This is a genomic window from Streptomyces sp. NPDC093591 (assembly GCF_044764885.1).
Lineage (GTDB): Bacteria > Actinomycetota > Actinomycetes > Streptomycetales > Streptomycetaceae > Streptomyces.
In genome coordinates this window covers 1-23,857 of the sequence record NZ_JBIWIY010000016.1, presented here as the reverse complement: position 1 = coordinate 23,857, position 23,857 = coordinate 1, and the positions used below count along the sequence as shown (strand labels likewise).

The window sequence follows — 23,857 nt, the reverse complement described above, 5'->3', positions numbered from 1 at the left end:
TTCCGCCCCTCAGCGCGGGCTCAGCGCCTGGTGCGGTGTCGCCACGGCCTGGAGGGCCAGCCGGTCTCTGATGCGCCGGCTGAGGTTCTCCCATTGGCGGGAGAACCCCGGTTTCTGTTCCAGTACGTCCCACAGGTGACCCAGCGCGGGGTCCACGTGTGCGCGCGGCATCCACAGATGCAGTAGGTGCACCACGACCGGATGGAGCGCCTCGACGACCGAGGGGCCGTCCGCCGCGCCGATCCTGTTGTTGTCAAGCATGAGCTGAACAGTCGTCAAAAGCCAGTCGTGCAGGGCGAGATCCTCGCAGAGACCGGCCGCGGCGGCGGCCGGGACGTCTTCCGGCAGCCGTAACTCCATGGTGCGCAGCCCGCCTTCGGCCACGGTGAAGTTCGTCAGGGCGGCGCGCTCGCCCGCGGGCTGGCGTCGCGCCACCCAACGCAGGTGTGTGGGACGGGACTTGAAGGGCACGCGGCGGTCCAGGAGCGCGTGGCGGCGGAGCTGGGCCAGCAGGCCCTCGGCGATCGTCCCGAGGTCGAGTTCACCGCGTCCGGCGCCGCGCAACACTCCCTCGGCGGTGGCCTGTTGGGGCAGTTTGCCGAACGGTTCGACCAGACCCGGGCGGACCAGGTACTGCCCCCAGGGGCGCCGGATGTCGGGCCCGGCGGCCGGGACGCTGAAGTACGCGGTCGACTGCAACAGGCGGCCCTCGGTCAGCGCCGCGCGGGCGACGACCGTACCGACGGCCCGGACCTTGCTGCCGTTGGAGGTGGGCAGCCGGCAGTCCACCCCGGTCAGCACCTCGGGGGAAAGGGCGTACATGGTGGGCCGCAGGGAGACCCGGACGGGTTCGTCGGCGCGGAGCTTGAGGAGCTGGGCGGCGGCCCGGCCGTCCAGCGCCTGGAAGGACGGCAGCAGACAGGTACGCACCTCCCCGCAGGCGAGGACGGAACGCGCCGACTGTCCCCGGGCCGCCGTCATCTCAGGTCCCCTCAGCCTCGGAGGAGTCGCCGGGCTCCTCGTAGAAGACGTATGTGGCGCGCTGTGCGACGGCGGCCGGTACCGCCATCCCCTCCCCGCCGGACCGGTCGGCGACCTGCTTCAGTGCCCCGGCGTCGACGTCTATCTGGTCCAGGATGAGCCGTACGGCGTCCTCGACGGCGAGGAACCGGTTCGGCATGAGTGTGCAGGTGCGGTAGGCGCTGAAGGCCGCTGTGGTGTCGGTGAGCTTGATCAGGGGCGGCAGCCGGTCCCAGTCGTGCGGGAACTCCTCGCCCGTCCAGGCCTGCGGCACCAGCACGGGCTCACCGAGGTGCCGTAACAGCCCCAGCCGGGCCAGTTGCCATACGGCGGCCAGGAAAGGGCAGGACCACAGGCGCTGGCCGTCCTTCTCGGACCACAGCTCCACGTCCATGAAGACGGAGTGGTTGCGGGCCGCGGTCTCCTGGGGCGGCTGCCACCCCTTGACCTCGCCCAGGGCGCTGCGGGACATCGTGGGCGTGCGCTGGCCGTTGGCGAGCCAGCCGGTCTGGCTGACGGGTGGGCGGGAGCCGTAGCTGCCGGGCGGCGGTGACTCGACGAGGCGGTGCATGACCGATTCGGCGAGCTCGATGCGGTCGGCGACCGCGCAGGCCGACTCGCGGGCGAGGTAGTCGATGACGAGGCCCGCCTTCTCGGCCTCCTTCAGCACCATCGGGATCAGTTCGGCCGGGGTGGAGAAGCGGGTGAAGTAGTCGTCGATGAGGAAGCAGGTGCTGATGCGCGGCCGCTTGCTGCGGCGGGCGGCGGAGGCGCGCACCGCGTCCACCCAGATCCGTACCTCGGCGAAGTGCTCGCGCAGCCGGTCGGGCCCCGCCTCGAAGTCCTCCATGTAGAGGTGGCCCAGCTCCAGGGAGAGATGGGACAGCGGCACGGACTTGGTGACGGGCTCGGCGGTGGTCTCCCGGAAGACGGCTTGGGCTTCGGTCATGCCTCCTCCCAGGCCTCGTCGTCGGTCAGCCGTGCGGCGAGCCGGCTCAGCGCCGTCCAGGTCTCCTGGTTGGCGATCTTGCTGTCGAGCACGTCCACGTCCGTGATGAGCTGCTCCCGCCACTGCAGGACCGGTTCGAGGGGTACGGAGCCGAGGAGCTGGCTGTAGCCGATACCGGCGGTGGAGGCGAGCTGCTTGAGGTCGCCGTCGGTCTTGCGCATCCACGCCGACTGGGTGGGCGAGACCTGGGACCACAGCGCCGACTCGGGGTCGGGTACGGCGCTCCGTACGAAACGGATGGCACCCCGCAGCGCATCCTCGTCGTGGCCGCGGTCGACGCCGCCGGCGACGATGCCGCGCCTGCCGAAGACGAGGCTGGCGGCGGCCGCCACATGCTGGCGGGTCCAGCGGTGGAAGACCAGCCAGCGGGCCGTGACCTCGCTCATCTCGGGCTGTGCGGTGGCCTCCAGGGCCATGTCGACGGCGTAGGAACGGCCGGCGCTGAGGTCGACGATGACCAGGTCGAACTCGTAGTACAGCTTCATCAGCAGGTCGACGCACCGGCGCAGGTTGTCGTCGGTGGTGGCGAACTCGCCGCCGCTGACGTCGCCGGGCATCAGCACCAGCCGGCCGCAGCCGGGCGGGGGGTCGCGCAGCACCTGGTGCTCGGTCTTGGCCCAGACGTCGATCCGCTCCGGCTCGCTGACCTCGCCTATCAGATAGGCGTGCAGGCCGCGGTCCTCGGTGTCCTCACGGGCGTCGGCCACGTCGAAGACGGCGACCGCGGTGGGTGAGCCGAAGTCGAAGTCCAGGTAGCAGACGTCGTCCCCGGCCAGCGCCCGGTGGTAGGCGAGGTTGGCACTGGTGACGGAGCGGCCCGTGCCTCCCTTGTCGGAGGCGGCGAAGATCAGCACGGTTCACACTCCCCGGTCCGCGGCCTCGCGGGCACGGGCGAGCGAGTCGAGCTGTCCCAGCACGTCGAGCGTCAACGCGTAGGCCGTACCCGGCTGTTCGTCCACGAGGCTGCGGGCGCGGCGCAACTTGACCTCGATGTTCCTCAGTTCCATCCCGTGCCGGCCGGCGTCCGTGGGCGCGGGTTCCATCTGTTCGTTGCCCAGCAGGTGGGCGGACTCGCTGAGCAACGCCCTTGCCAGCTCGGTGAGTTCGAGGCTGCGGATCGGTGGCTGCCGGTACATCGCGTGGGCCTGGACCATCACCTCGGTGACCCGCTCGGTGATGCTCCAGGACACCGGGACGCGCCGCTTGTGGATCTCCGCGTCGGGATAGGCGGCGTGGATGTTGTCCCACAGGCCGACGCCCTCACCGTCGCGGATGCGGCGCCGCCACATGTGGTCGAAGATGTCCTCGGCGAGTCTGAGCAGCCGGTCGTGCGAGGCGAGGTTGCGCGACAGCGTGCACAGCTGGACGGTCCGCTTCAGCAGCTGTGCCGAGAAGTCGGTCATGGACCAGGTCATGGGCGGGCCGATCCGCTCGCTGCCCTGCAGGGGCAGGGCGACGCCCACGTTGTGCAGCTGGTGGACCATCGGGTCGTCGAGGGTCATCCGGCTGGTGATGCGGCCGCGTTCGGCGAGGCGTTCCATGACGCCGACGGTGCGGGTCAGGTCGTCGTCGGTGGCCCGGCGCCGCATCAGGTCGTGCACGAGGATGGCGGCGACGGAGAGGGAGAAGTACTCGGACTCCAGCCGCTGTCCCGTCGTACGCCAGGGGATGTCCTCCAGGGGCCAGCTGTCGGCGTCGAAGCGGGCGATGCCGGACCAGTACTGCTGGGTGAGCTCCCAGCGCAGCCGGAGCGCCTCGGCGAGCTTCTGCTGCTCGGTGTTGAGCAGGCCCAGGGTGAGCGTGCGGTCGGAGAACAGGTCCTGGATACCGTCGAGCGCGACCACGGTGAAGTACAGGTACGGCACCGAGTTGGCGACGCCCGCGGGCTGCGGGCCGATGGGTTCGCTGGTCTCGACCTCGGGGGCGTCCTTGACCATGGTCCACGCCCAGCCGCACTCGAACAGCTGGTTCTCGTCCTTGAGGCCTTCCTGGACGTCGATACCGAGGAAGACGCTCTCGACGAGCGCCGCGCGCAGCGGACGGAAGCGGTTCTGGAACTTGTTCAGCACCTGCCGCTGCGACATCCGTCCCTGGCCGAGGAGTTCGCAGAGGGTACGGCCCTGGGGGGCGTCGGTGTCGAAGACGTTGACGACGAAGGAGCGCAGCAGGCTGACCATGGCGGCGGTGAGCCGGTTGCTGGTGGCTTGGCGCAGCTCGGCGATCGTCTCCCTGATGTCGCTGCGCCGGGTCCTGGTCTCGTAGACCTTGAGGAAGCCGAGCGTGGCGAGGCACAGGGTGATCGACATGGAGAACGAGTCGGTCACGCCGAGTTGGCGCTGCTCCTCGGTGAGCTCCTTGGTCTTGTCCCGGGAGCCGAAGTAGTAACCCCCGGCGAAGGTGGGCCTCTTGTCCTCGCCGGTGTGGGTCCGCATGAACTCGGCCGCGGCCGTGACGATGTTGGCCGGGAGGTCCAGCCGCCCGCCCGCCTTCTTCAGGGCCTGCTGGACGTCGTCCTGAGTGGTGTCAGGGTCGTCCAGCCGGAACGCGGGGATCTCCGTGGCCGGGTAGAGCAGGCAGAGCAGCCGCTCGGCGTCGGCGACGCTGCTCACTCCGCCCCATTCGCCCCACTCCCACTCTCCCCCGGCGAAAGAGTGGCGAGCGATCGCCTGCCAGATGTCCAGCAGATGCTGACGTGGCTTGATCTGCATCCCATGCCCCTCACACAGGCCGCCCTGCCATCAGTTGAGCAATTCACTGTTCTCTTGTGAAGATTCGCCGATCAGTCGACCGGAATGTCCACATCCGAATTACGCCGCCAACCGTGGGCGACAAGCATTCCCTTGTATCCCTCGCGTACTCGCGCCGAGGATTTGAGCGGCCTGACCTTGAAGTCTCTCGCAAACCGCTCCAGGCTCGCGTACACGTCAGACTCTCCCACGTCACACGCGGGGAAGAAATGCTCACCGGCGTGATAACCCTGTGAATGCGCCATGAAAGCGGCGGCGAACGGGGCACCGGGGGCGAGGCAGCGCATGAAACGCTCCACGCCCAGCGCGAACTCGCCGGGAGACTGTGTCATCGACTCGGCGACGAAGAACATGGTCCCGACGGACCACCGCCCCTCGTACCGCTCGAGTTCGAAGATGTCACCCTGCTCGACCTTGACGACCTTGCGGAACTTCTCACGCGGGTCCACATCAAGGGAGCGGTAGGCCTTCTTCCGGCACAGGGCGGCCCAGAACTTGTCCCAGTTCTCCCCGTAGGAGTCGACCTGGCCGTCCAGGTACTCGACATTCGAGGAGGAGCGCTCGAAGAGAGTGATCTCGTCGCACCACGGCAGCATGGCCAGTGCGGGATAGAGATTGACGCCGGCACCCACATCGATACCGGAAACCGGGCCGACGCCCTGCTTCCGGAAATGATCGCCGAAATGATCCCGGATGATCTGCAGGATCTCCGCGTCCTCTTCCTGTAAGTCGCGGTAATTGTGATCAAGGTAGGCGATCGAGTCGAATGCCTCGTCCCATGGCACATCGGCATTCTTCACCTGGACGCCCCCCGACGATCTCTGGGTCATTCCACCAACGGTACCAAAAACAGGCGCATCGGGAGCGCGTTGAGGCATAGGCATCAGGGCAGTCTTGAAGAGGCGGACCGCGCTCCTCAAGATGGGCGGACCTCGGCTGAGCACCTGAAACGGCAGGCAGCAGGTACTCACCCGCACGAGTGACTCCATTCCATCACACAGGGGGCGGCTGATGGCTGTACCGGAGGAACGTTTCCCTTTCTCGGGCGGCACCACTGACCAGGCGTTCTTCGCCGACATCAACGACCGGCCGCTGACCATGAGGGGCGTCACCGAGGCGGATCTGCCCGAGCTCCTGCGCGTGGACCGGGAGGTCTTCCCCGAGGAGCCGTATCCGTACTTCGTGCTGCGCCAGCACTTCGACGCGCACGGCGACCGCTTCCTCGTCCTCGACGACGGCGAGTGCCTGCACGGCTACGTCCTCTTCGTCAACTCTCCTGATGGCTACGCGTGTTGGGTCCTGAGCCTGGCCGTCAGCGCCGACCAGCGGGGGCGTGGGCTGGGCAAGCGGCTGATGCTGGAGGTACTGCGGCAGCTGCGCCGGGAGCGGGTGCATGAGGTGCGGCTGACCGTGGAGCCGACGAACGCGGCGGCGATCCAGCTGTACCGGTCTTTGGGGTTCTCGACCGAAGGCGGGGTGCACAGGGATTACCTGGGGCCCGGGGAGGACCGGTTGATCATGACACTGGGGATGGGGTAATCCCCCGTACGCATACGGGAGTTACCGGGATGTGACGTTCCGTCAATCAGCGGCAGGCTGCTGGGCATGAAGCAGATCACCAAGAGCGCCGCCCTGATCGCCGCCGCCTCCGGAGTCGTCTTCGGTCTCGTCACCCCGCTCACCGCGTCCGCCAACGGCGTGCCCGCGCCGCTGAAGTGGACCAAGTGCGAGGGCGGGGGCCTGGATCCACGGCAGGAGTGCGCGACCGTATCCGTACCGATGGACTACGCCGATCCCACCGGCCCGAAGATCGATCTCGCCATCTCCCGCATCCCCAGCGAGAAGCCGTCGGCGCGCCGGGGCGCCCTGCTGATCATCGCGGGCGGGCCCGGGGGGACGAGCCTCGGCGAACCCTCGGACAAGGGGCAGCGGCTGCCGAAGGAGGTACGGGAGGCCTACGACGTGATCGGGTTCGCCCCGCGCGGCAACGCACCCTCCGCGCCGGTCAGTTGTGACCTGGAGGAGAGCGACCTCGCCCTGACGAAGGCCCGCCCGTGGCCCGCCCCCGACGGGTCCGTCACCGAGAACATGGCCTACGCCCGGCGCGTCTCGGACGCCTGCACACGCAACGGCGGCGAGCTGATGAAGCACATCAGCACCAAGAACAACGCCCGCGACATCGACCGCATCCGGGCCGCGCTCGGCGAACACAAGCTCTCGGCGTGGGGCGACTCGTACGGCACGTACGTCGGCACGGCGTACCTGGAGCTGTTCCCGCACCGCACCGACCGCATCGTGCTGGACAGCAACGACGACGCCGACCCGGTGCGGGCGGAGCGCGCCTGGCTGCAGGCGTTCGAGGTGGGCGTCGAGGACAACTTCCCCGAGTTCGCCAAGTGGGCGTCGACGCCCGGCAACCGGTACCGGCTCGCCCGCACCGCCGCCGAGGTGCGCCCGCTCTTCCTCCGCCTCGCCGCCCGCCTGGACCGCGAGCCGATCCCCTGGCCCGGCGCCAACCCGGCCGAGCTGAACGGCAACGCCCTGCGCCAGACCATGCTGGACAGCCTCTACGACCCCGACGACTACCCGGTCCTGGCCGAACTGATGCTGGCCGCGCGGAAGGGCGAGGTGCCGCCCGCGCCCCAGCTGCCGCCGCTGACCGCGCTGCAGAACCTCGCCGCCGTCGGCTCCGCCACCATCTGCAACGACGGTGCCTGGCCCAAGTCGGCGGCCGCGTACGAGAAGGGCGTCGCCGAGAGCCGCGCGAAGTATCCGCTGACCGCGGGCATGCCGAGGAACGCGATGATGTGCGCCGGCTGGCCGTGGCAGCCGAAGGAGGCGCCGGTACGGGCCACCGACCGCGGCCCGTCCAACGTCCTCCTCGTCCAGAACGAGCGGGACGTGGCCACGCCGCTGAGCGGCGCCCTGAAGCTGCGCGAGGACCTCGGCAGGCGGGCCGTCATGGTCACCGTGAACTCCACCGGCCACGGCGCCTACCTGGAGAACGGCAACGCGTGCGGTGACGCCACCGTGTCCCGCTTCCTGGCGACCGGGGAACGGCCGGCCCGGGATCTCTACTGCGACTGAGCACACCTGCGGTACCGGCGGGCCAGCGTGTGGAAGGCCTCCTTCGGTTCCCAGTGCCAAGGCGAGGCCGGGTCGTCGGGGCGGTTCTTGATGGCCTTGGTGATGCTGTAGCTCGCCAGGTCGAGGTCGTAGCGCGGGTTGTCCGGGCGGTGCGGGGCGTCCGGGGAGACGAACTCGAAGGCCATCGCCGCGTACAGGCCCATCGACTCGAAGACCTCCAGCAGATCGGCCATGTAGGCGGCCTGTGTGCGCTCACTGCGCACCAGGTCGCCTTTGATCTCGTGGGGCTCCTTCGTGTAGTCGACGATGTCCCAGCCCATGCCGCCCGCCTCGGGGGCGCCGACGTACGCGCACGTGCCGAACTCGGTGATGGCCAGGGGCTTGCCCCAGCGCAGGTAGCCCTTCAACTCCCGGACGTAACCGGCTGGTTCGCGATGGTACGAGTAGTAGTCGATGCCGACGACGTCGAAGAGGTTCCAGTCGACCGGTTCGAACTCCTCGTCCTGTGCGGCGGCGTAGCTGAGGCGGCCGTGGAAGACGGAGCGGCCGACGCTCGCCGCCTTGGCGGTGAAGCGAGCGAGCCGGCGCCGCATCTTCGCCATGTCGACATTGCCCTTCTGGAGGTTGTCGATGCGGTCCAGGACCGTCTCCCCCGGCACGATCCCCGGCACGAACAGCCAGAACTCGCAGCCCACGCTGAAGTCGACGCTCGCGCCCTGCCGCCGCAGCCGCTCCGCGAACCGGCCGCACTCGGCGATGCCCTCCAGGATGTCCCGCTCCGGTACATCTCCCAGGGTCGGCTGGAGCCAGACGTGCAGCCCGCGTTCGGCGGCCTCGGCGGCCGTGGCGGTCAGGCGTTCGACGCCGTCGCCGGTGACGTCGAGGGTGTCGGCGTGCAGCTCGTCACGGATCGCCCGGACGTCCTCGCGCATCCGGGCGGCACTCCACGCGGTGCCGGGTGTCTCACCCGCCCCGACGGTGTAGACGACACCCCTGTGCTTCAGCCGCCTGCGCCCCGGCTCCCGCCCGGTGGCCACGGCCTGCCCCGCGGGCAGCACCGCCCCCGCAAGCCCGACGACGGCGGCCCCCGCCAGAAACCGTGCCCTGCTGATTCCCTTGGTCTTCTCCATACGGCCACTGTGGCGAGCGCGGCGCCGCAGCACCGTCCGCCGAAGGTCTACGGCGCCGCAACCAAGGGATGAGACAGGGCGTCGATCACTGGAGAGATCGTCGAAGGCCCACGAGCGAAGGAGAACGAGATCTTAAGCGCCGCTTCCACCTCCAAGTCCCCGATGACCAGACGCACGCTGCTGACAGCCGGCACCGCCGCCACCGCGGCCGCCCTGCTCGCGAGCACCCCCGCCCACGCCACCCCCGGCGACGACGACGTCACCGCCCGCCTCCGCGCGCTGGAGGAGCGACACGGCGCCCGCCTGGGCGTGTTCGCCCACAACCTCGCCACCAAGCGAACCGTCCGCCACCGCGCCGACGAACGGTTCCCGATCTGCTCCCTGTTCAAGACCCTGGCGGCCGCGGCCGTACTGCGCGACCTGGACCGGGACGGCGAGGTTCTCGCCAAGCGCATCCACTACACGGCCGCCGACCTGGTGGCGAACTCCACCGAGACCGAGAAGCACCTCGCCACCGGCATGACCGTCGCCGAACTCGCCGACGCGGCCATCCGCTTCAGCGACAACACGGCCGGAAACCTCCTGCTGCGCGAGCTCGGCGGCCCCACCGCCATCACCCGCTTCGCCCGCTCCCTGGGCGACCCGGTGACCCGCCTCGACCGCTGGGAGACGGAGCTCAACTCGGCGGAGCCGTGGCGCGTCACGGACACCACGAGCCCGCGCGCGATCGGCCGGACGTACGCCCGTCTCGTCCTCGGCAACGCCCTGAACCGTCCCGACCGGGGCCTCCTCACGCACTGGCTGCTGAACAACACCACCAGCGCCAACCGCTTCCGCGCCGGTCTGCCCAGGACCTGGACGGTCGCCGACAAGACGGGCGGCGGCTTCTACGGCACCAACAACGACGTGGGCATCGCCTGGACCGAGGACGGCACCCCGCTCGTGCTCGCGGTCCAGACGACGAAGCCGCAGCAGGACGCGGCGCCGGACCACTCCCTGATCGTCGAGACGGCCGCGCTCCTGGCGGACACGCTCACCTGAAGCGCCGTACGTAACGCCGCTGCCAAGGCGTCTCCACGGCGTGCCGGTCGTAGCCCCGCCGCACGAAGGCCACGGCCTCCTCGGCCGGTACGCCGTCCAGCACCGCCAGACAGGCCAGCGCCGTCCCCGTACGACCGCGACCGCCGCCGCACGCGATCTCCACGCGTTCGGCGGCGGCCCGCTCCCAGGCCTCGGCGAGGGCGGCACGGGCCGCCGCGCGGTCGGACGGGAGACGGAAGTCGGGCCAGCGGATCCAGTGGGAGTCCCACGGGACTTCGGGGGGTGGCTTGCCGAGGAGGTAGACGCCGTACGACGGGGCCGGCGCCCCCGGTTCGAGGGGGCGGCGCAGGCCCCGGCCCCGGACCAGTCGGCCGGACGGCAGCCGCAGCACGCCCGGATCTCGCTCGTCCCACTGTTTCTCGCCGTCCGCCACACTCTCCACACGCCCATTCGACCCCGGCCTCGCGCCCCGGGCAACCGAATCCGCCGCAGCGGTGGTCTGGAGGGCGAGGGAGGGTGCTTGATGCAGGCCGAACTAGAGGCCCAGTTCCAGGAATTCGTCAGGGCGCGGTGGTCCCACTTGGTGCGGACCGCGTATCTGCTCACCGGCGACGCGCACCATGCCGAGGACCTGACGCAGACGGCGCTGGCGAAGGCGTACCGCTCATGGCGGCGGGTGGCACGCGCCGACCATCCGGAGGCGTATGTCCGGCGGATGCTGGTCAGCTGCAACAGCGACCGGTTCCGCAAGCGGCGCGTCGCCGAGTCGCTGACCGCCGCGCCGCCGGAGACGCCGGGGAGCGAGGCGGGCTACGCGGGCGTGGACGAGCGGGGTGCGCTGCTCGGCGCGCTCGCCCAACTGCCGCCCAAACAGCGGGCGGTGGTCGTCATGCGCTATTGGGAGGACCTGTCCGAGGCGGAGGTGGCCGACGCGCTCGGCTGCTCCCTCGGCACGGTCAAGAGTCAGGCGTCGAAGGGGCTGGCGAAGTTGCGTACGTATCCGGGGCTCGCCCGGGTGACGCCGTCCGGGCAAGGAGGCAGCAGGTGAACGACGACGAGCGGCGAGAGGGAGCGCGCAGCGATCCGGACTTCGAGGAGCGGTTGCGGGAGCTGCTCGCCGAGGACGCCTACACGATCCGCCCGTCACCGGCGCCGTATCCGGCGATCCGGCGCCGGGGGTTGGTCGAGCGGCGGCGCCGGGTGGCGGCGGCCGGGGCGGTCCTGGTGACGCTGGCGGCGATGCCGGTGGGAGCGTACGCGCTGAGCGGCGGGGGCGCGGGCCGGGGTGTGGCGACGACCCCGACGCCCTCGGTGAGTGCCACGCGGGCCCCGTCGCCGACGCCGTCTCCGACACCGAGCGGGCCCGCGCGGCCGGCCACGGAGGGGCAGTTGCTCGACGGCATCACCTTCGAGCAGGCCGTCGAGGGGCTGGAGAAGTGCCTCGCCTACGACCAGTCGCACTCGCGCCCACCCGAGTTCGACAACGACCTGGGCACGGCCGACAGTTACCGGATCATCCTGGCGATGAACAGCACCGGTGACTCCAACGCGTCGGGCGACGGCATGTACGTCGTCGCGGTGCAGGGCAAGCCGCAGCAGACCAGGCTGATCTGCCGGATCTCGGACGGCGAGGCCGTGGGCCTCAACACCAGCTCCGGCAACGACGCCGACGTCATCCCGGACGAGGGCCCGGTGTTCGTCGACCCGAACAACGGCAAGCTCTACCAGCAGTCGGTCATCGACCGCGGCAACTGGAAACTGCCCTTCCGCTGGGGTCTGATCGGCACGGTCAAGCCATCGGTGGCCAAGGTGACCGTCTCCTACGGCGACAGCAGTGCCGAAGCCGTCTTCGACCACGGCTGGTTCGTGGCGTCCGGCGTGCTGAACGAGCAGGTCACCCTCGCGCCGCACATCAAGGGCTACGACGCCGACGGCAAGCTGATCTACGACTCCGACGACGACAAGTACTACGAGCGGACCCTGCCGTAACACCGAAGGGGCCGGGGGCGCCGCACAGGGGACGGCGCCCCCGGCCCGTCGTCACGACGGCTGTGGCTCGCCGCCCGGCACCACGCCGTTCACCGCGGCCGCCAGGCTGAACGGCGCCGGCCGGTTCCGCATCGGCCGGGTCACCTGTTTCGCCACGCACGACGGCATCCCGGCCGTCGCGTCCGCCGCCTGGCGCCGGTACGCGCTGGGCGACATGCCGACCAGCTCGGTGAAGCGCGTGCTGAAGGTGCCGAGCGAGGAGCAGCCGACCTCGAAGCAGACCTCGGTGACGCTGAGGTCGCCCCGGCGCAGCAGCGCCATCGCGCGCTCGATGCGCCGCGTCATCAGGTAGCCGTACGGCGACTCGCCGTAGGCGGTCTTGAACTCGCGGCTGAGGTGCCCGGCCGACATGTGCACGCCGCGCGCGAGGGCCTCGACGTCCAGCGGCTGCGCGTACTCCCGGTCCATCCGGTCGCGGACGCGGCGCAGCGCGACGAGGGTGCGCAGGCGCTGTTCCTCCGGCGTCGGGTTACTGGATCGCACACCCGCATCTTCCCGGGCCGCCTCCCACGCCGTCCACTCCCGCGTCCGACGCGCGCGGGAGGCGAGGAGGGCCATCACCGGTGCCGAGGCGATACACATCCCGGTCAGCCGGCGACGTACGCCGCGAGGTGCTCACCGGTGAGGGTGGAGCGCTCGGCGACGAGGTCGGCGGGGGTGCCCTCGAAGACGATCCGGCCGCCGTCGTGGCCGGCGCCGGGGCCGAGGTCGATGATCCAGTCGGCGTGCGCCATGACGGCCTGGTGGTGCTCGATGACGATGACCGACTTGCCGGAGTCGACGAGCCGGTCCAGCAGGCCGAGGAGCTGCTCGACGTCGGCGAGGTGGAGACCGGTCGTCGGCTCGTCGAGGACGTACACCCCGCCCTTGTCGGCCATGTGCACGGCCAGCTTCAGCCGCTGCCGCTCACCGCCGGACAGCGTGGTCAGGGGCTGGCCGAGGGTGAGGTAGCCGAGCCCGACGTCCGCCATCCGCTCGACGATCTTGTGCGCGGCCGGGATCCGCGCCTCGCCCGCGCGGAAGAACTCCTCGGCCTCGGCCACCGACATCGCGAGCACCTCGCTGATGTCCCGGCCGCCGAGGTGGTACTCCAGCACCGAGGCGTCGAACCGCTTGCCCTCGCACTCCTCGCAGGTGGTGGCGACGCTCTGCATGATCGCCAGGTCGGTGTAGATGACGCCGGCGCCGTTGCAGGTGGGGCAGGCGCCCTCGGAGTTGGCGCTGAACAGGGCCGGCTTCACGCCGTTGGCCTTGGCGAACGCCTTGCGGATCGGGTCGAGCAGTCCGGTGTACGTCGCCGGGTTGCTGCGCCGGGAGCCGCGGATCGCGGTCTGGTCCAGGGATACGACACCCTCCGGTGCCGGGATGGACCCGTGCACGAGCGAGCTCTTGCCGGAGCCGGCGACGCCGGTGACGACGCAGAGCACGCCGAGCGGGATGTCCACGTCGACGTCCTGGAGGTTGTTCGCCGTGGCGCCGCGGATCGCGAGCGTCCCGGTGGGCTTGCGCACCGAGTCCTTCAGCGCGGCCCGGTCACCGAGGTGGCGCCCGGTGACGGTGTCGCTCGCCCGCAGCTCCTCCAAGGTGCCCTCGAAGCAGACGGTGCCGCCCGCCGTGCCGGCGCCGGGGCCGAGGTCGACGACGTGGTCGGCGATGGCGATCGTCTCCGGCTTGTGCTCGACGACCAGCACGGTGTTGCCCTTGTCGCGCAGGCGCAGCAGCAGGTTGTTCATCCGCTGGATGTCGTGCGGGTGCAGCCCGATGGTGGGCTCGTCGAAGACGTACGTGACGTCGGTCAGCGACGACCCGAGGTGCCGGATCATCTTGATGCGCTGCGCCTCGCCGCCGGAGAGCGTGCCGGAGGCCCGGTCGAGCGACAGATAGCCGAGGCCGATCTCCACGAACGAGTCGAGGGAGTGCTGCAGCTTGGCGAGCAGCGGCGCCACGGACGGCTCCGCTATGCCGCGGACCCACTCCGCCAGGTCGCGGATCTCCATCTTGCAGGCGTCGGCGATGTTGACCTTGCCGATCTTCGAGGAGCGGGCCAGTTCGCTGAGCCGGGTGCCGTCGCAGTCGGGACACTCGGTGAAGGTGACCGCCCGGTCCACGAAGGCCCGGATGTGCGGCTGCATCGACTCGCGGTCCTTGGCGAGGAAGGTCTTCTGGATCTTCGGGATCAGTCCCTCGTAGGTGAGGTTGACGCCGTTGATCTTCACCTTGGTCGGCTCGCGGTAGAGGAAGTCGTGCCGCTCCTTCTTGCCGTACTCACGGATCGGCTTCTCCTTGTCGAAGAACCCGGATTCGGCGATGACCCGCACGACCCACCCGTCGCCGGTGTAGGTGGGGATGGTGAACGGATCCTCGGACAGCGACTTCGAGTCGTCGAAGAGCTGGGTGAGATCGATGTCGGAGACCGTGCCCCGCCCCTCGCAGTGGGTGCACATGCCGCCGGTGCGGCTGAAGCTGACCTTCTCGGTCTTGGTCTTGTCGGCGCCGCGGTCGACGGTGAAGCCGCCGCTCGCGGAGACCGAGGCGACGTTGAAGGAGTACGCGCCGGGTGGGCCGATGTGCGGCTTGCCGAGCCGGCTGAAGAGGATGCGGAGCATGGCGTTGGCGTCGGTGGCGGTGCCGACGGTGGAGCGCGGGTCGGATCCCATCCGCTGCTGGTCGACGGTGATGGCCGTGGTCAGCCCGTCCAGTACGTCGACCTCGGGCCGCGCCAGGTTCGGCATGAACCCCTGCAGGAAGGCGCTGTACGTCTCGTTGATCAGCCGCTGCGACTCGGCGGCGATCGTGTCGAAGACGAGCGAGCTCTTGCCCGAGCCGGAGACGCCGGTGAACACCGTCAGCCGGCGCTTCGGGATCTCGATGCTGACGTCCTTGAGGTTGTTCTCCCGCGCGCCGTGCACCCGGATCATGTCGTGGCTGTCGGCAACGTGCGGCTCGGTCATCGTGAAATCTCCATCTGCGACTCGGTCGGGGAACGTTGCGCGGAGGTGGGCTCAGCCCCGCTCCTGGATTCGGATCAGGTTGCCCGCGGGGTCGCGGAACGCGCAGTCGCGGATGCCGTACGGCTGGTCGGTCGGCTCCTGGACGACCTCGGCGCCGCTCGCCTGCACCTTCTCGAAGGTGTCGTCGACGTTCGCGGTGGCCAGCAGGATCCATCCATAGGTCCCCTTGGCCATCATCTCGGCGATCGTGCGGCGCTCGTCCTCGGTGATGCCGGGGTCGGCGGCGGGGGGTGCGAGGAGGATGGACGTGCCCGGCTGGCCGGCCGGGCCGACCGTGATCCAGCGCATCTTGCCCTGGCCGACGTCGGTTCTCACCTCGAAGCCGAGGGCGTCCCGGTAGAAGGCCAGGGAGGCCTCCGGGTCGTCGTGCGGGAGGAAGCTGGCGTGAATGGAGATGTCCATGTCCGTCACGCTAGCGGCGGCGGTGGGGCGGCGCTTCTCGATTCCTGACGTGTGCCGGCGGCAGCGCGGGGTTCTTTCGCCCCCGCCGCCCCTACCCATTCCCGTCCCCCGGGGGCTGCCGCCCCCAGACCCCCGCTTCGGCCCTGAACGGGCCTCGTCCTCGAACGCCGGACGGGCTGGAGTGCCTGGACCGGCGTTGCGAGGTGAAGCCCCCTGCGGGCGGGTGGGGGTTAGGGATGGGGTGGACTTGTCCTCGAACGCCGGACGGGCTGGAGTGCCTCGACCGGCGTTGCGAGGTGAAGCCCCCTGCGGGTGGGTGGGGGTTAGGGATGGGGTGGACTTGTCCTCGAACGCCGGACGGGCTGGAGTGCCTCGACCGGCGTTGCGAGGTGAAGCCCCCTGCGGGCGGGTGGGGGCTGGGGATGGCGTGGCCTCCTCCTCAAACGGCGGACCCGCCAAATCCAGCCCCTCCGGCGTTTGAGGAGCGGGGGTCCAGGGGGCGGAGCCCCCCGGGCGGGGTCGAAGGGGCGGAGCCCCTTGAGGATGGGACGGGTAGGGGCGGCGGGGGCGAGGAAACCCGGCGTCAGGCGACCCTCCCCGCGATCCCACGGAAGTGCACCGTCATAGCCCGCTGCGCCCCCTCCACATCCCGCGCCCGCAGGGCCGTCACGATGTCCCGGTGCCAGCGGGCGGTGAGCTCGGGAGACGGGTCGTCCGGCCGCCCCCGCGCCCCGGACACCCGCCGGAACACCGTCCAGAACGCGGCCAGCAGCTGCGGCACAAGGTCGTTGCCGAGCGAGGCGTACAGCAGCTCATGGAACTCCCGGTCCAGCTCGGGAAAGGCCCGCCCCGACCGCCCCGCCACCTCCATCCGCGCCACGACGGCTTCCAGCCGGTCCAGCTCCACCTCCGTGACCGTCGCCGCCACCCGCCGGATCAACCCCTCCTCCAGCACCTCCCGCACCTGAAGGATCTCGGCGAGCGCACCCGAGTCGTCGCGACCGTGCCGGGCGAGCGTGCGAAAGGTCAACCCGTCGATCAGCGGCGTCAAGGACGCCTGGCCGACATACGTCCCGTAGCCGTGCCGGATCTCCACGATGTCGAGGGCCTGGAGCGCCTTGAGCGCCTCGCGGACGGAGTTGCGGCTGACGCCGAGGTCGTCCATGAGCTCGGCCTCGGTGGGCAGGAGGGCGCCGGCCTGGAGCCTGCGGTCGATGATCAGCTGCATGACCTGGCGCTGGATCCGGCTGTTCCTGGACTCCTCGGACGTACGACTGTTCCTGGGCTGCCCGGACATGCGGCGCATGCTACGCGCACCTGGACGTCCCACGTCCCATGTCGGCGGGATGCGGCCCTGACGGGGGATCAACTCACGCCATTTCACAGCGACATTGGTCCGACCTGTGGCAGATGCGCCATTCGTGTGAGATCCCTTGACCGCCCCCACGGCCCCACCTATGGTCGCGCTGACCGGGAGGACGTAGGACGTCGTATCTCCTCACCGGGGCACGCATCCCTCGCTTCTCCTCGCCCCATGGCCCATCGCCCCCATCGTCTGCTCGCCCCATCGCCCCCATCGCCGGAGCACACCACCCACCGCTGGAGGACCCGTGCGCGACGTGACCCCCGACGTGCCGGCGCTGCACCGCCGGTCGATCCTGAAGTACACCGGCGCGCTGGGCGCGGCCGCCGCCGTCTCCGGTTCGCTGTCGGCCTGTTCGTCGGGGCCGGAGTCCACGAACGAGACCGGCGGGGGCGGCGGCCAGGACCGGACGCTCACCGCGGTCATCGGCTACGGCAACGACGGCAGCTGGGACCCGACCCAGACGGCGTCCGCCTTCTGCATGGCCGCCAACAACCACATCTACGAGGGCCTCCTCGACACCGACCCGATCTCCCGGGAGCCGTACGCCGCCCTCGCCACCCAGGTGCCGGCCGACCCGAACGCCACGACCTGGAAGTTCACCCTGCGCGCGGGCGCGAAGTTCCACGACGGCAAGCCGGTGACGGCCGACGACGTGGTCTTCGTCTTCGAGCGGATCCTCGACCCGAAGACGCAGACCCTCGCCAAGGGGTTCTTCGCGAGCTGGCTGAAGGAAGTGCGGAAGGTAGACGCGCAGAACGTCGAGCTGGTGCTCAAGTTCCCCTTCCCGGACGGGATTTCACGCCTCACCCTCGCCAAGATCATGCCGAAGCACGTGTTCTCCCAGCCGGGTGCCTGGGAGGACGCCATCAAGGGCAAGGCGATCGGCTCGGGGCCGTACCGGCAGACCGCGCACCACCCGAAGTCCAACACCACCTTCGAGGCGTATCCCGACTACAACGGCCCGCGCAAGCCCGCCTTCAAGAAGATGAACTGGCTGACGATCGTGGACGCGGCGCCGCGCGTGGCCCGGATCTCCGGCGCGAGCGCGGGCGCGCAGATCGCGGACAACATCCCGTACGCCAACATCGGGCAGCTGGAGAGCGGCGGGCTGACGGTCGCGGGCGGCGCCGGGATGAACAACCTGTTCCTGATGTTCAACACCAAGCACAAGCCCTTCGACGACGTACGCGTCCGCCAGGCGCTGCACTACGCCATCGACACCGAGAAGATGATCGAGGTGGCGCTGAAGGGGCACGGGAAGCCTTCGTCCTCCTTCCTCAACGAGGCCAACCCCAGCTACCGGCGCGCGAAGACCGTCTACGACCACGACCCCGACAAGGCGAAGGCGCTGCTGAAGGAGGCCGGGGTCAGCGGGCTGGAGATCGAGATCCTGGCCGTCAACGTGAGCTGGATCGTGGACTGTCTGCCGACGATCAAGGCGTCCTGGGACGCGATCGGCGTCAAGACCACCCTCTCCCCGCAGGAGACGACGGCCGTCTTCACCAAGATGGACCAGAAGCAGGACTACCAGGTGGTCGCCGCCGCCTCGAACCCCAACCAGTTCGGCCTCGACGCCGACCTGATCATGCATTACAACTACGGCCCCGAGAACCTGTGGATGCAGTACACGCGGTGGGCCGACAACTCCGTCGCCAAGGCGCTGTTCAAGGACATGGACCGGGCGACCCAGGAGTCGGACACCGAGAAGAAGAAGACGATGATCCAGGACTACATCGACGTCGTCGCCGAACAGGCCGTGCTCTACCCGGTCGTCCACAACGAGCTGATGACGGCGTGGAACCCGAAGCAGCTCACCGGCATAAGGGCACAGCCGTATCCCGGTATCAACCTCCTCCAGGCCAAGTGGGCCTAGGGGTCCTGGGAGTCCCTGAGTGGTCACCGTCGTCAGGATCCTGGCCCGTCGTATCGCCCTGCTCGTGCCGCTGATGCTCGGCATCGTGCTGTTCGTGTTCCTGGTCATGCGGTTCTCGGACGTCGATCCGGCGTCCGCGTTCTTCCAGGGCGCCAACCCCACCGCCCAGCAGCTGCACGACTTCCGCGAGGAGAACGGCCTGCTCGATCCCCTCCCCGTCCGCTACGTCGCCTTCATCGGCGATCTGCTCCACGGCGACATGGGCACCAGCGCCCTGACCCGGGCGCCGGTCGTCGACCAGGTCATGACCGCGCTGCCGCTCACCCTCCAGCTCACCTTCCTGGGCCTCGGCATCGCGGTCGTCCTGTCGCTGCTCGGCGGCGTGACGGCGGCCATCTACCGCGACCGTCTCCCCGACCAGATCATCCGCGTCGTCTCCCTCACCGGGGTGGCCGCGCCCGGCTTCTGGCTGGCGCTGCTGATGATCCAGTACCTCGCCGTCGACCTCGGCTGGTTCCCGACCGGCGGCTACATCAACCCGGCGGACTCCTTCACCGGCTGGCTGAAGACCATGACCCTGCCCGCCTTCGCGCTGTCGCTGCCGGTGGCGGCGCAGCTGACGCGGATCGTGCGGACGGCGGTGGTGGAGGAGCTGGACAAGGACTACGTCCGCACGGCGATCGGAAGCGGGCTGCCACCGCGAGTGGTGGTCGGCCGGAATGTGCTCCGGAACGCGCTCATCAACCCGCTGACCGTCCTCGGCCTGCGCGTCGGATATCTCCTCGGCGGCGCGGTCGTCATCGAGACGATCTTCTCCCTCCCCGGGATGGGGAAGCTGATGATCGACGCCGTGAAGAACGGTGATCCGGCGGTGGTCCAGGGAGTGGTCCTGACGACAGCCACCGGCTTCGTCGTCGTCAACCTCGTCATCGACATCCTGTATCTGCTGGTCAACCCGCGCCTGCGGGAGGCGACGTGACGTTCAACCGCAAGCGCCTCGCCGAGGCGCTGTCCCGTCCCGGCATCCGGCTGCGCGGCTGGCGCCGGCTGCCGCTGCTGTCGAAGATCGCCGTCTGCTTCCTGGCGGTCGTGGTCCTGATGGCGCTGCTCGCCCCGGTCCTCGCCCCGCACGACCCGCTCGACCAGCAGCCACCGGTCGACGGCACCGGGCATCCGTCCGCCGGCCACTGGATGGGCCAGGACAGCCTCGGCCGGGACATCCTCAGCCGGCTGATGTACGGCGCCCGCTGGTCGCTGGCGATCGGGCTCGGCGCGACCGGGCTCGCGCTCGTCGTGGGCGCCCTGATCGGCGCGATCGCGGCGACCTCCCGCAAGGCGGTCGACGAGACGCTGATGCGCTGCCTGGACGTGGTGATGGCGTTCCCGGGCATCGCGCTGGCCGCCGTGCTCGTCGCGGTCTTCGGCGGCGGAATCACCGTCCTGATCTGCGCGATCGCGTTCCTGTTCACGCCGCCGGTGGCGAGGGTGGTCCGGGCGAACGTCCTGGACCAGTACGGCGAGGACTACGTGACGGCGGAACGGGTCATCGGCGCCCGCACCCCGCACATCGTCATCAGGCATGTCGCCATCAACTGCGCGGCGCCGGTGCTGGTGTTCTGCACGGTCCAGGTGGCGGAGGCGATCGTCTTCGAGGCGTCGCTGTCCTTCATCGGCGCGGGCGTGCGGCCGCCGGACCCGTCCTGGGGCAGTGTCATCGCGGACGGCAAGAACATGGTGCTGACCGGCGGCTGGTGGGCGACCGTCTTCCCCGGTCTGCTGATGCTGGTGACGGTGCTCTCGCTGAACATCCTCTCCGAGGGCGTGTCGGACGCCTGGGCGGCCCCGTCGGCGCGCGAGGTCGACGTACGGGACGACGACGACCGGCTGGAGGCGCCGGAACCGGGCAGTGGCGAGGTACTGCAACTGTCGGGGCTGACGGAGGCGGCGGCGCGGCTGCGGGCACGGGCCCGGCCGTTGCCCCAGGGGCGGCAACCGGTCCTGGCCGTGGAGAACCTGGCGATCGGGTTCGAGGGCCGTCACGCCGGCGTGGACATCGTCGACGGCATCAGCTTCGAGGTGCAGCCCGGTGAGGTGCTGGGCCTGGTCGGCGAGTCGGGCTGCGGGAAGTCGCTCACCGCCCTCGCGGTGATGGGCCTGGAGCCCAAAGGCGCCCGAGTCCGCGGCCATGTCCGTTTCGACCAGCGGCAGTTGGTGGGTGAGCCGATGCGCGTACGGCGACGGCTCCTGGGCCACGAGATGGCGATGATCTACCAGGACGCCCTGTCGTCCCTGAACCCGGCGATGACGATCCGCGCCCAGCTCAGGCAGGTCGTACGCCGCGGAGGCCGCCGTACCCCCCACGACCTGCTGACGATGGTCGGCCTCGACCCGGACCGCACCCTGCGCAGCTACCCGCACGAACTCTCCGGCGGCCAGCGCCAGCGCGTCCTGATCGCCATGGCCCTGTCCCGCGACCCGAAGCTGATCGTCGCCGACGAGCCGACGACCGCGCTGGACGTCACCGTGCAGGCACAGGTCATGGAGCTGCTGCTGAGGCTGCGGGAGGAGCTGGGCTTCGCCCTGATCCTGGTCTCGCACGACCTCGCGCTGATCGCGGACGTGACGGACCGCGTGGTCGTCATGTACGGCGGGCAGATCGTCGAGACGGGCGTCACCGCCGACCTGGTGGAGGCGCCGGCCCACCACTACACGCGCGGGCTGCTCGGCAGCGTGCTCTCCCTCGAGTCCGCCCAGGAGCGGATGACGCAGATCAAGGGCGTGGTCCCCTCCCCCGCCGACTTCCCGGCGGGCTGCCGTTTCGCGGACCGGTGCCCGCTGGCGAGCGAGGTGTGCCGGACGACGGCGCCGGACCTGGTCGGGACGGCGACGCATACGGCGGCCTGCCATCACCCGGCGATCCTGCTGGCGCCGACGGATCGCGAGGAAAGCGGGGTCGTCCAGTGAGGGCGCAGAGTGTCCCGGTGAACGCGCTGGTGGAGCTGTCGGACGCGCACGTCGTGCACAAAGCGCGCAGCGGCGGGCTGTTCACCCGGGACAAGGTGTACGCCCTGACCGGCGCCGATCTCACCATCGCGCCCGGCGAGACGGTGGGCGTGGTCGGTGAGTCGGGGTGCGGGAAGTCGACGCTGGCGAAGGTGCTGGTGGGGGTGCAGCGGCCGACGTCCGGGACGGTGGCCCTGCGGGGCCGGGACCTGTGGGCGATGAGCCCGGCCGAGCGCAGGACGGCGGTCGGGGCGGGAACCGGGATGATCTTCCAGGACCCGTCGACGGCGTTGAACCGCCGCCTGACGGTCCGGCAGATACTGCGCGACCCGCTGGACGTGCACGACCGGGGGACGAGGCCCCAACGGGAGGAGCGAGTACGGGAGTTGATGTCCCTCGTGGGCCTGCCCCGCGCTCTCACCGACGCCCTGCCCGGCCAGCTGTCGGGCGGCCAGCGCCAACGCGTCGCGATCGCACGGGCGTTGGCCCTGGACCCCGACCTGGTGGTGGCGGACGAGCCGACGAGCGCGCTGGACGTGTCGGTCCGGGCCCAGATCCTGAACCTCCTGCTGGACCTGAAGGAGCGGCTGGGCCTGGCCCTGGTCTTCGTCTCCCACGACATCCAGACGGTACGGCGGATGAGTGACCGCGTGATCACGATGTACCTGGGCCGGATCGTCGAGGAGTCCCCGGCGTCCGGCGTCACCGACGGCTCCCGGCACCCGTACACCCGCGCCCTCTTCTCCGCGACGCCGGGTCTGCTGGACCCCATCGACCCGATCCCGCTGGTCGGCCCGGTGCCGTCGGCTACGCGGCCGCCGAGCGGGTGCCCCTTCCGGACGCGGTGCTGGAAGGCGGACGGGGTGTGCGGCGAGGTGATGCCGGACTTCTCGGCCGCGTCGAGCCCGGAGCACCGTTACAGGTGTCACCATCCCGTGGAGGAGGGCGAGACCACCCGCGACCTCGTACGGCAAAGTCACCATTCCAAGGAGCCTTGATGACCATCCCCACCCCGCTCACCGGTGTCGTCCCGCCCGTCTGCACGCCCCTGACACCGGACCGCGAGGTGGACGTCCCGTCACTGCTCAGGCTGATCGACCACCTGATGGAGGGCGGGGTGCACGGCCTGTTCGTGCTCGGTTCGACGTCGGAGGCGGCTTATCTGACGGACCGGCAGCGGCGGCTGGTGGTGGAGGCGGTGGCCGGGCATGTGGGGGGCCGGCTGCCCGTGCTGGCGGGCGTGATCGACATGACGACGCCGAGGGTGCTGGACCATGTCCGGGAGGTCACGGAGGCGGGGGCGGACGCGGTGGTGGCGACCGCGCCCTTCTACGCCCGCACCCACCCCGCCGAGATCGCCCGCCACTACCGCCTGATCGCGGCGGCGTGCCCGGTCCCGGTCGTCGCCTACGACCTCCCGTCCGGCGTCCACACCAAACTCCCCGCGGATGTGATCCTCGATCTCGCCGCCGAGGGCACGCTGGCCGGTCTGAAGGACTCCAGCGGTGACCTCGCCGGATTCCGCGAGGTCGTGGTCGGCGCCCGCACCCGCCCCGACATCACCGGCTTCAGTGTGCTGACCGGCTCCGAGCTGATCCTCGATGCGGCGCTCGCGGTGGGGGCGGACGGGGCGGTGCCGGGGCTGGCCAACGTCGATCCTCACGGCTACGTCCGTCTCGACCGGCTGTGCCGGGCCGGGGACTGGGAGCGGGCCCGGGTCGAACAGGAACGTCTGTGTGCTCTCTTCGGCATGGTGACCGTCGGGGATCCGGGGCGGATGGGCGGGAGCTCGTCGGCACTGGGTGCGTTCAAGGCGGCGCTGCAGCTGCGTGGGGTCATCGACTGCGCGGTGACGGCGGAGCCTCAGGTGCCGTTGTCGGCGGAGGAGGTGGAGCGGGTGGGGAAGTTCTTGGCGGGAGCGGGGTTGCTGTAACGGGGTTTTTCGCCCCCGCCGCCCTTACCCGTCCCATCCCCAGGGGCTCTGCCCCTTCGACCCCGCTCCCAGGGGGCTCCGCCCCCTGGACCCCCGCTCCTCAAACGCCGGAGGGGCTGGATTTCAGCCCGTCCGGCGTTTGAGGACGAGGCCCGAAGGGCCGACAGCGGGGGTCCGGGGGCGGCA

Annotated in this window: 21 protein-coding genes; 10 read left to right on the top strand and 11 right to left on the bottom strand. The window is 70.2% G+C overall.

Annotated elements, in window-relative coordinates; genetic code table 11:
- Window positions 1–9 precede the first annotated feature (9 nt).
- The 5 genes from ACIREI_RS30495 to ACIREI_RS30475 form a co-directional block, all read right to left on the bottom strand.
- Window positions 10–981 carry an SCO2521 family protein gene (locus ACIREI_RS30495; RefSeq protein ID WP_403339489.1) on the bottom strand — a complete coding sequence of 324 codons (972 nt, stop codon included), beginning with the start codon at window positions 979–981 and terminating at the stop codon, window positions 10–12.
- Window position 982: 1 nt separating this feature from the next.
- Complete coding sequence (locus tag ACIREI_RS30490; RefSeq protein ID WP_403339487.1) at window positions 983–1,969, bottom strand: SCO2522 family protein; 987 nt, start codon at window positions 1,967–1,969, stop codon at window positions 983–985.
- Window positions 1,966–2,883, bottom strand: a complete 918-nt coding sequence (locus ACIREI_RS30485) for an SCO2523 family variant P-loop protein (protein WP_403339484.1) — start codon at window positions 2,881–2,883, stop codon at window positions 1,966–1,968. Before ACIREI_RS30485 ends, ACIREI_RS30490 begins: the two co-directional genes overlap by 4 nt.
- Before the next feature lie 3 nt (window positions 2,884–2,886).
- Window positions 2,887–4,737, bottom strand: a complete 1,851-nt coding sequence (locus ACIREI_RS30480) for an SCO2524 family protein (RefSeq protein ID WP_403339482.1) — start codon at window positions 4,735–4,737, stop codon at window positions 2,887–2,889.
- 71 nt (window positions 4,738–4,808) lie between these two features.
- On the bottom strand, window positions 4,809–5,606 hold the full coding sequence (locus ACIREI_RS30475; protein WP_403339479.1) for an SCO2525 family SAM-dependent methyltransferase: 798 nt from the start codon (window positions 5,604–5,606) through the stop codon (window positions 4,809–4,811).
- A 181-nt stretch (window positions 5,607–5,787) separates the two neighbouring features.
- On the opposite strand from ACIREI_RS30475, the gene ACIREI_RS30470 reads away from it, so the two are divergent.
- Window positions 5,788–6,315 (top strand): GNAT family N-acetyltransferase, encoded by a 528-nt coding sequence (locus ACIREI_RS30470; RefSeq protein ID WP_403339476.1) that lies wholly within the window; start codon window positions 5,788–5,790, stop codon window positions 6,313–6,315.
- A 66-nt stretch (window positions 6,316–6,381) separates the two neighbouring features.
- The gene (locus tag ACIREI_RS30465; protein WP_403339474.1) at window positions 6,382–7,863 is read left to right on the top strand and encodes an alpha/beta hydrolase; all 1,482 of its coding nucleotides are present in this window, start codon (window positions 6,382–6,384) and stop codon (window positions 7,861–7,863) included.
- Here ACIREI_RS30465 and ACIREI_RS30460 read toward each other — a convergent pair.
- Window positions 7,851–8,993: an abortive phage infection protein gene (locus tag ACIREI_RS30460; RefSeq protein ID WP_403339471.1), complete on the bottom strand. Its 1,143-nt coding sequence runs from the start codon at window positions 8,991–8,993 to the stop codon at window positions 7,851–7,853. The genes ACIREI_RS30465 and ACIREI_RS30460 overlap by 13 nt on opposite strands.
- Window positions 8,994–9,155: 162 nt before the next feature.
- Here ACIREI_RS30460 and bla point away from each other — a divergent pair, with 162 nt between their 5' ends.
- Window positions 9,156–10,034: a class A beta-lactamase gene (gene bla / locus ACIREI_RS30455; RefSeq protein ID WP_403339468.1), complete on the top strand. Its 879-nt coding sequence runs from the start codon at window positions 9,156–9,158 to the stop codon at window positions 10,032–10,034.
- Here the strand turns inward: bla and ACIREI_RS30450 are convergent.
- Window positions 10,027–10,476, bottom strand: coding sequence for a protein-tyrosine phosphatase family protein (locus ACIREI_RS30450; RefSeq protein WP_403339465.1), 450 nt, complete (start codon window positions 10,474–10,476; stop codon window positions 10,027–10,029). The genes bla and ACIREI_RS30450 overlap by 8 nt on opposite strands.
- An 81-nt stretch (window positions 10,477–10,557) precedes the next feature.
- Here ACIREI_RS30450 and ACIREI_RS30445 point away from each other — a divergent pair, with 81 nt between their 5' ends.
- Together ACIREI_RS30445 and ACIREI_RS30440 are read left to right on the top strand one after the other, a co-directional pair.
- Window positions 10,558–11,082, top strand: a complete 525-nt coding sequence (locus tag ACIREI_RS30445) for a SigE family RNA polymerase sigma factor (RefSeq protein WP_403339463.1) — start codon at window positions 10,558–10,560, stop codon at window positions 11,080–11,082.
- Complete coding sequence (locus ACIREI_RS30440) at window positions 11,079–12,023, top strand: hypothetical protein (RefSeq protein ID WP_403339460.1); 945 nt, start codon at window positions 11,079–11,081, stop codon at window positions 12,021–12,023. Before ACIREI_RS30445 ends, ACIREI_RS30440 begins: the two co-directional genes overlap by 4 nt.
- A gap of 51 nt (window positions 12,024–12,074) precedes the next feature.
- Here ACIREI_RS30440 and ACIREI_RS30435 read toward each other — a convergent pair whose 3' ends face one another.
- The 4 genes from ACIREI_RS30435 to ACIREI_RS30420 all read right to left on the bottom strand — a co-directional run bounded on the left by ACIREI_RS30435 (window position 12,075) and on the right by ACIREI_RS30420 (window position 16,793).
- Window positions 12,075–12,491 (bottom strand): helix-turn-helix transcriptional regulator, encoded by a 417-nt coding sequence (locus tag ACIREI_RS30435; protein ID WP_403340035.1) that lies wholly within the window; start codon window positions 12,489–12,491, stop codon window positions 12,075–12,077.
- A 179-nt stretch (window positions 12,492–12,670) separates the two neighbouring features.
- Window positions 12,671–15,034, bottom strand: a complete 2,364-nt coding sequence (locus tag ACIREI_RS30430) for an ATP-binding cassette domain-containing protein (RefSeq protein WP_403339458.1) — start codon at window positions 15,032–15,034, stop codon at window positions 12,671–12,673.
- 51 nt (window positions 15,035–15,085) lie between these two features.
- Window positions 15,086–15,496 carry a VOC family protein gene (locus ACIREI_RS30425; RefSeq protein ID WP_403339455.1) on the bottom strand — a complete coding sequence of 137 codons (411 nt, stop codon included), beginning with the start codon at window positions 15,494–15,496 and terminating at the stop codon, window positions 15,086–15,088.
- Between the two features lie 583 nt (window positions 15,497–16,079).
- Window positions 16,080–16,793: a FadR/GntR family transcriptional regulator gene (locus ACIREI_RS30420; RefSeq protein WP_403339452.1), complete on the bottom strand. Its 714-nt coding sequence runs from the start codon at window positions 16,791–16,793 to the stop codon at window positions 16,080–16,082.
- Window positions 16,794–17,106: 313 nt separating this feature from the next.
- Between ACIREI_RS30420 and ACIREI_RS30415 the strand changes: the two genes are divergently transcribed.
- From ACIREI_RS30415 to ACIREI_RS30395, 5 genes are read left to right on the top strand one after another with little or no spacing between them, the layout of a single operon-like run.
- On the top strand, window positions 17,107–18,735 hold the full coding sequence (locus ACIREI_RS30415) for an ABC transporter substrate-binding protein (RefSeq protein WP_403339450.1): 1,629 nt from the start codon (window positions 17,107–17,109) through the stop codon (window positions 18,733–18,735).
- A 19-nt stretch (window positions 18,736–18,754) separates the two neighbouring features.
- Complete coding sequence (locus tag ACIREI_RS30410; RefSeq protein ID WP_403339447.1) at window positions 18,755–19,714, top strand: ABC transporter permease; 960 nt, start codon at window positions 18,755–18,757, stop codon at window positions 19,712–19,714.
- Window positions 19,711–21,699, top strand: a complete 1,989-nt coding sequence (locus tag ACIREI_RS30405) for a dipeptide/oligopeptide/nickel ABC transporter permease/ATP-binding protein (protein ID WP_403339445.1) — start codon at window positions 19,711–19,713, stop codon at window positions 21,697–21,699. The genes ACIREI_RS30410 and ACIREI_RS30405 overlap by 4 nt, the downstream gene beginning before the upstream one ends.
- 17 nt (window positions 21,700–21,716) lie before the next feature.
- Window positions 21,717–22,736: an oligopeptide/dipeptide ABC transporter ATP-binding protein gene (locus tag ACIREI_RS30400; protein ID WP_403339442.1), complete on the top strand. Its 1,020-nt coding sequence runs from the start codon at window positions 21,717–21,719 to the stop codon at window positions 22,734–22,736.
- The gene (locus ACIREI_RS30395; protein WP_403339440.1) at window positions 22,736–23,671 is read left to right on the top strand and encodes a dihydrodipicolinate synthase family protein; all 936 of its coding nucleotides are present in this window, start codon (window positions 22,736–22,738) and stop codon (window positions 23,669–23,671) included. The genes ACIREI_RS30400 and ACIREI_RS30395 overlap by 1 nt, the downstream gene beginning before the upstream one ends.
- The last annotated feature ends 186 nt before the right edge of the window (window positions 23,672–23,857 follow it).